This window comes from Mastigocoleus sp. MO_188.B34 (genome assembly GCF_030065675.1).
GTDB lineage: Bacteria > Cyanobacteriota > Cyanobacteriia > Cyanobacteriales > Nostocaceae > Mastigocoleus.
Genome location: NZ_JASJDK010000214.1, coordinates 1 through 7,248, shown reverse-complemented (window position 1 = coordinate 7,248; position 7,248 = coordinate 1). Strand labels below are relative to the sequence as shown.

5 protein-coding genes and 1 pseudogene are annotated in these 7,248 nt (G+C 37.2%); 3 read left to right on the top strand and 3 right to left on the bottom strand.

The window, feature by feature from the left end:
- The 3 genes from QNJ50_RS28020 to QNJ50_RS28010 form a co-directional block, all read left to right on the top strand.
- The coding region (locus tag QNJ50_RS28020) for a hypothetical protein (RefSeq protein WP_300642342.1) at positions 1–933 on the top strand (933 nt) is incomplete at its 5' end.
- Between the two features lie 178 nt (positions 934–1,111).
- Positions 1,112–2,689, top strand: coding sequence for a CHAT domain-containing protein (locus QNJ50_RS28015; RefSeq protein ID WP_300642339.1), 1,578 nt, complete (start codon positions 1,112–1,114; stop codon positions 2,687–2,689).
- A gap of 151 nt (positions 2,690–2,840) precedes the next feature.
- Positions 2,841–3,491 (top strand): hypothetical protein, encoded by a 651-nt coding sequence (locus QNJ50_RS28010; RefSeq protein ID WP_300642336.1) that lies wholly within the window; start codon positions 2,841–2,843, stop codon positions 3,489–3,491.
- 264 nt (positions 3,492–3,755) lie between these two features.
- Here the strand turns inward: QNJ50_RS28010 and QNJ50_RS28005 are convergent, their stop codons facing one another.
- From QNJ50_RS28005 to QNJ50_RS27995, 3 genes and pseudogenes are all read right to left on the bottom strand, one after another.
- Positions 3,756–5,135 carry a PrsW family glutamic-type intramembrane protease gene (locus QNJ50_RS28005; protein WP_300642334.1) on the bottom strand — a complete coding sequence of 460 codons (1,380 nt, stop codon included), beginning with the start codon at positions 5,133–5,135 and terminating at the stop codon, positions 3,756–3,758.
- A gap of 358 nt (positions 5,136–5,493) precedes the next feature.
- A pseudogene (locus QNJ50_RS28000) lies at positions 5,494–6,040 on the bottom strand (DJ-1/PfpI family protein).
- Positions 6,041–6,550: 510 nt separating this feature from the next.
- On the bottom strand, positions 6,551–7,015 hold the full coding sequence (locus QNJ50_RS27995; protein ID WP_300642331.1) for a phosphate-starvation-inducible PsiE family protein: 465 nt from the start codon (positions 7,013–7,015) through the stop codon (positions 6,551–6,553).
- Between the last annotated feature and the right edge of the window lie 233 nt (positions 7,016–7,248).

Here is a 7,248-nt window from a genome sequence, read left to right as displayed (position 1 = left end):
TGTGGATTGTTAGGTTATTTCATAATGCAATTGAAACCATTTCCCTCATCTTCAGGAGAAGGAACAGCTCCACTACCTACTGCTACAACATCTCCAGAACCGGAATTGAAAAAAAATGTAGTAACAACCCTTCCAACCCAGAATTTAGATTTACCAGTAAGTTCGGAATTTACAACGAGAGAAAAACTGGAGTTTAGCAAACAACTACCACTCGATACTTCCATAACTGATGATAATTTTTCACCTGTAATGTTGCCCAAGGGAACAGTCTTGCAAGTTATTAGCAAAGAACCTGCTTTAAGAGATGGTGAATCTGTAAATTCAGGTTCGGATGAAATTTGGTTGAAATTACGGGTTTGTAAGATCGGTGAAAATATAGGTAGCGATGAAAATACAGTTTCATCCTCTAAGAATTCACTTACAGGTGCTTTACCTGAAGAAACTTTGTCTCCTGAGAGTCCAATTGTACCCGCTTTACCTGAAGAAACTTTATCACCCGAGAGTCCAATTGTACCTGCTTTACCTGAAGAAAATTTATCTCCTGATACTTTTGGGGACGCTTTTCCTAAAGAAACTCCCCTAGCTGAGATTTCACCAGTAGAAACTACTGCTCCCAATTTTACTGGTGATTCATCTTCTTCCATCAAACCCGATGAAGAAGTATGGATTAAGTCTGGGAAAATTACTCGTAAATCTGTTAGCATCTCAAAGTCGGAAAACATTGAAGATTCCAATCACAGCCCGTGTTTCAAACTCAAAAACAGAGATATGCCGGAAGGTAAATCTCTACCGGAAAATGAAACATTGCCAACAAAATCGAGGGAATCAAGAACAACTCAACCACTAATAATTCCATCAGATACGCAATCGCCATCTCAGACGCAAGCACCAGTGATTGGAAATGACAACGTCACTTCACCAAAAAGTAGATAAACTGGTATGGGAAGCTGAAAATATATGAGTAAGATTCTCAATTGCTAATCTCAAAGGTGAAAAATATTACCTTTTAGGTTTTTATTTAAGATTATCTGTTAAATTTATTTGTTTTAACTTATTTTCTTTGAATTTATCTGTTTGAATTTATCCGAAGCATTTTTGTTTTGACCAATCCATGCCATCTTTAATCTTGGCGATTTCCCGTCTTCAAAATACCGGTACAGATAACTTCGCCATTTGGGTGGTTAACGCCCCCTACCCGAGTGGTAACGTTCTTCGTGACTGTGTATGGCCTACAAGTTTAAATGAGGTTTGGGGAGAGTGGTGCCAGATGTTTTCTGGGCACAGCCGTCTAGATCTTCCGCGCGGTTTATCTTCTCAAAATCCCGATGCGAACCCCGAGCCAATACTTCCTCGCGGACAAAGAGGTAGTTATAGCAGCCGCTTGATGCAGCACTTAGGTATCAGTTTGTGGCGTTGGGTATTTGAAGGGAATATTCTGGCTAGCCTGGAACACAGTCGCGGTATTGCTAACGGTAAAAATACCCGTTTGCGCTTTCGTTTGGAAATTCGCGACCCCGATTTAATTGCTCTTCCCTGGGAGACTATGCAGCGAGAAGCAGGTCGTTCCCCAATGTCAATGTCCCAAAATATATTATTCAGTCGCACAACTTGCAACGTTGAACCCCTGCCAATTTTGCGAAAAGATCCGGGGTTAAACATTTTGTTGGTTTTGGGAGAAGATGACGATTTGCAGTTGGAAGAAGAGGCGAAAATTCTCAGCCAAACTCTTGCAGAAGGAAATACATTAGGTGGAAACCTTTCGTATATTAATGCTCCCTGTATGGTGAAATCACTGGTACAGCCAACACCCCAAGAGTTAATTTCTGAACTAAAAACCGGAGCATACAATGTATTTTTCTATGCTGGTCATGGATTACCAGACCCAGATGGAGGTCTACTCTTGTTAGGACCAGATTCCACTTTCAATGGGATGGAATTAGCTCAAGCTTTAAGTCGCACGGGGGTAAAACTTGCTGTATTCAATGCTTGCTGGGGTGCGCAACCGGCAGCAATAGATCGCCAAGCAGTGCCTTACAGTAGTTTGGCAGAGGTGATGATTAGACAGGGCGTCCCTGCCGTTTTAGGCATGCGGGATAAAATTGCAGATCATGAATCACACACCTTTATCCAAGCATTTTCTCAAGCAATTCGGGCACGCAAACCCATTGATGAAGCAGTTGCAGATGCAAGAAAACAATTGCTGACTATTTATAAGTTCAATCAACCCGCTTGGACTTTACCCGTACTTTACTTGCATCCAGATTTTAACGGCGAACTAATTCAAACATTTGAAGAAGGAAATACAGAACTACCCGAAACTTCCCTCCCTGGTTTCGCTTCCCAATCTCATGTAGCTTGTTTGCGCCCTACGTCTGGCAATGGTAAAACTTGGAAATTGCGTCCTGTTATTACCCGCATAGGTCGTACAATCGAAAATGACATAGTCATCCCAGCGCCTTCTGTATCCAAACATCATGCTGAAATTTTATGCAGAAATATTTTTAATGGATCTCAACCTGTGCGGACTTACTATTTACAGGAAAAATCTACCTACGGTACAACCTGGATATTACGCTCTAGTGGCTGGCAACAAATCCATCGTCAGGAAGTCACTTTGGAACCTGGCACACAATTAAAATTTGGTAGTACTCGTTCTCACCCTTGGGAATTTGTGATTGAAGATTCATAAAAATGACCTTGATTGATTAGATATTGTTTTTATATTTTCATATTGCTCAAATTATTCTTATTTATTAGAAAATTCTTTTCTCTTTACGGAAATCAAGTTCGCGCAGCTGTAGCTGTCAATACCCCAAATTAAACCACCTAGGAGATCGCAGATGATTAACAACAATAACAATTCCAAGTCCTTTAGGCATTCACTACCTTCACCCATAGATTTAGAATTACTTTCCACTTTGTTAGAAACTGAAGATAATGCATATCCTTGGAATCCAGCAGATGAAAACTCAGAAGAATATTTTTGCGAAATTGAAAAACAGTTTGCAATGCAAGATGTTCTAGACGAAGAAATTACTGAACGTTCCCGTAGTTTTTATGACCAGCTAGACAATCTTTGGTCACAAAACTTCAATACCTCGTATTACAAGTGTAATACTAAATCTTCAGTTGTGATCAATCTTAAAGAAAGTTTACTTTCAGCATTCGCGGCACAGGTACCCCAAGAATGGCTAGAAAAAATAGCACTAGAAGCAACAAATACATTTAAGTCAAGAGAATCTTTGGGAGAACAACTTGTTAAGTGCGTTCAAGCAGTGCTACCCCAATGGGCTACAGAAGATTTAAATGTAATGGCACGTCCCTACGCTTTCGCAATGAGAGATGGTGAAACTCCTTTAACGAAATCTGCACTTAACTCTTTGAATGAACGTAAGTGGTCTGCTTTGTCAGAGGTTGAGCAAGCTAGAGTAAGTTTAATGGTTGCTTATCAGGCGCTGCAAGAGCTAAAAGATTCTGATTCTCCAGAATAAAAGAATAAACTTTTTATATTTACTTATCTAGGTAATTCCGACAGGATAATAATGCCTGCAAGAGGCATTTATCTTTTTTGAGGCGTAGGTTGGCAATAGTGTGTTATTGACCGTATCTTACAGCCAGACTTAAAGGAGGATAAAATACTGATATTATCAATATGGGATCTGAGATAAAAGCTGTTAACTTAAGTAACTTTAGTAATAATTTTAGTTTCTTATAGGCGTAAATGCTAAGTCATAGACACCTATGAAAAGACTGAATTATTTAGAATTAAAAAAACGAGTGGCAAAGTTTTTCGATCTATTTGGAGAAAGAACTCGGGCTTTAAGGATTGCAGCCATTAAAAATGCATAGGATAAAACCCCTACGATTACCAATAATACCCAGCCAAACAAAGCTCCTGTTGTATTCCACAAGGCATGTAATCCAGATGCAGTAAAGTAACCAACTAATAAAATTTGCCAACTTTTGCTTGGTTTAAGTACGGCTAAGCCCACAAAATAACCTAAATATCCACTATAAGCCATATGTCCAGCAACAGAACCTAGTATGCGAGCTATTAGTAACTGGAAAGCAGCTAACTGTCCAGCTTCTGTGCCAAATTCTGCTTGTACAGATTGAGCTATTTGTGGTACGTACTGTCCTAAAGTTTCTACCAGAGTAAAACCCAAGGCTGAAGCAGTCCCCAGCAATATACCGTCTAAGGGTTCCCACACACCAATTCGTTCTCGCCAAGGAGATGGTAATCCCCTACCGATCAAATAAGCAGCTAAAACTGGTAAAGCTTTGAGTAATTCTTCCATCAAGCCAGCACCAAAAAACATTCGCACCAGCAATTCTGTAAAAGTGATTGACTCTTGATCCGAGGGTAAGCTACCAGGTAAGCGCTCTCTAAATATGTGAATAAATCCTGGCAAAATAGGGCTGCGTAAAATCAGCATCGTCAGAAATACGCAGATTAATAATTCCCACCAAGGTTTATCTTTGCCGCATAAGCGATAAATGAAGTAATAAGCAGCAAAGGCAATGTAAATTGCAACAATTATCTGATTTGTCTGTTCTTGACCAACAGTCGCAAACATTAAGACTACAAATATTACCGTGATAATTCCAGGTAGTAAATAAGCTTTGCTAGTTAAATCTTTACCTGTAGAAATAATAGGGAAAAGCTGGGTAAAGCTAACTGAATCATTATTTTTGGTAGAAGTTTGATAACTTGTTGAGAAATAGGAAGGTGTAACAGCTTCTTGAATAGTTACCCCTGGTTGCTCTTCTGGAAATTCGTAATCAAAAATTAATTGTGGTCCATCATGACCTAAAGTAATACGATCGCCAGGTTGTAATTGTTGAGAGCCTTGAAGTTGTCTTTTATTCAAATAAGTACCATTCGCGCTATTTAAGTCACAAATGACCCAATCACATTGACCATCGGGCGACAAAGGGAGTGGGCGAATGATTGCATGACGGCGGGAGACGGTGCGATACTTAAGGGCATCCAATACAAAATGGCAGCTTGGGTCTCGTCCAATTACTACCTCTTCATGATTAAGTAGCGAATAATGAGATTCTGATTCAACAGTCACTCCATTCCCAGACACTAGCCGCAGAAATGCATTCTGTCTTGCGTTTTTGCCTGTCATTGAGTTAGAGGGCATTTCTAAACAATTACTGAAAATTTTTGGTACTGGGATTTAGCACCGACCAGATTTGTGGCAGCATTACTTCCTACACTATAACTTCACTCATTGCTTACAAATTAAAAATTCTAAATAAAAATAAAAAGTCTTTGTTGTTTATGATTGTGACTTAACCAATAATCGACCTATAAATATTATCAGCTTTAACTTTATTGACAATAGGTAGTACTAATTGGAAAAATTTTCAAGTTATTTATCCAATCAAAACTCTTCAATAAGTTTGACAGCAATTAATCGTCAATTCAGTTAATTGCCAATTAATCAAATATCTGTGTTCAGAGAAATAATTAGTTTTAGAGGTTTACAGATGCTCAATTTGAGTACCTAGTAGCTTTAGGAACTCTGCTAACCCAAGCAGGTGCTGTGACTAAATCGCCATCAACTACAGCTTTGTCAATAGGCACATTGATATATTTACCACCTGCAAGATTTATTTCTGGAGCACAAGCAGGATATCCAGTACATCTTTTATTTTGCAGTAAATCTGCGGCAGCTAGTAGTTATAATCCATGACAAATAGCAGCGATTGGTTTATTTGCTTGGGCAAATGCACGAGTAATTTCAATAACTTGTGATTTACAGCGAATATACTCTGGAGTTCTGCCTCCAGGTATAACTAATGCATCGTAATTTTGCGTTTATATTTCAGCAAAGGTTGCATTCAAAATGAAATCGTGACCTGGTTTTTCACTGTAGGTTTGGTCGCCCTCAAAATCATGAACGGCAGTTCTTATCTTCTCACCTGCTTTCTTGTCGGGACAAACAGCATCGACCGATTGTCCTACCATTTGTAATGCTTGGAAAGGTACCATTATTTCATGGTCTTCTACATAATCTCCGACAAGCATCAAAATTTTTTTTGGCTGCCATTTTCTTTATATTCCTTAATTTGATAGAGATATCATAATTTTTAATAATTTACCTGCAAATTTTCTTCCCGTACAGTACCTTGGAGCAATATAGGATTGATGTGTTGATTCGCGAGAGACTTTTGGAATAGTATGAATTTGATTATAAAGTATAAGCTAAAGTCTTTATTGAAGACATATAAATAATTGAAAAATACAAAATTAGTCTGATTATACCCCAGGTATAGTGTTATTTAATAACACCTATATTCTCCTTTTTTTTAATAAATTAAATTGGGTAAATTAAGACTATAGACATTAATATTGTATCTGTAAACATACTTTATTCAAGGGTGTCAAGTAAGCAAATATTATTAGTTTATAAGTCATTAATTCAAGAAGAATTTTTATTTTATCTGAAATATTATTCTTGTATTAGTTTTTTATCACCATCTATATCTACTTACTTATAAGTACATAAATAATTATCCAGATCTAGGATATTGTTAATTAACTTTTTCGATTACTTTTACGAACAATCCAATAGCTAATAGATAAAGCCAAAACACTAAATCCCAAGCCAATTACATGGGTTCCTGTGGTACTTTTCAAGTCTAGGAGAATAATTTTTCGAGCAACAGCAATTAATGAAGTAACAATCACTAACTCTACCTGAACAACATGTTTTCGTAGATAAGCTGTAATATTTTCTAAAATTTCTAAGGCAATTAAAATATTTAGAAATAATCCAAAAGTTTGAAATAATCTGCCACTAAATTTGGCGATAGTTGAAGTGAATAAATGATTATCTAAGAAGAATAAGAGATAGAAAAACAAGTCAAATATTGCAAATATTATGATTAATATCATTGCCAGGGAAAGTGCTTTTGAAACTAGGACTTCTATATTCTCAACCATAGATAAAAAGTTTTCATCTCTCCCAGATTCCCGGATTTTTTTGAATAGATTACGCATGATTTACCACCCTTCCCCTTATGTGTCAATACTACAATTAAAGGTAAATAAAATAATCCGGTTTCATCCCGAACTAATTCATTTCCTCTTGCTGTCATTACCTAAAACTTATGGAACTTGAAACTTATTCAGTCTGAAACTTATGGGTTTGGAATTTATTAGATTTACACCTTATGTGAATTAGAAGCTGAAATAACGTAAATTACTGGGAATAATCATAAATATGATTTACG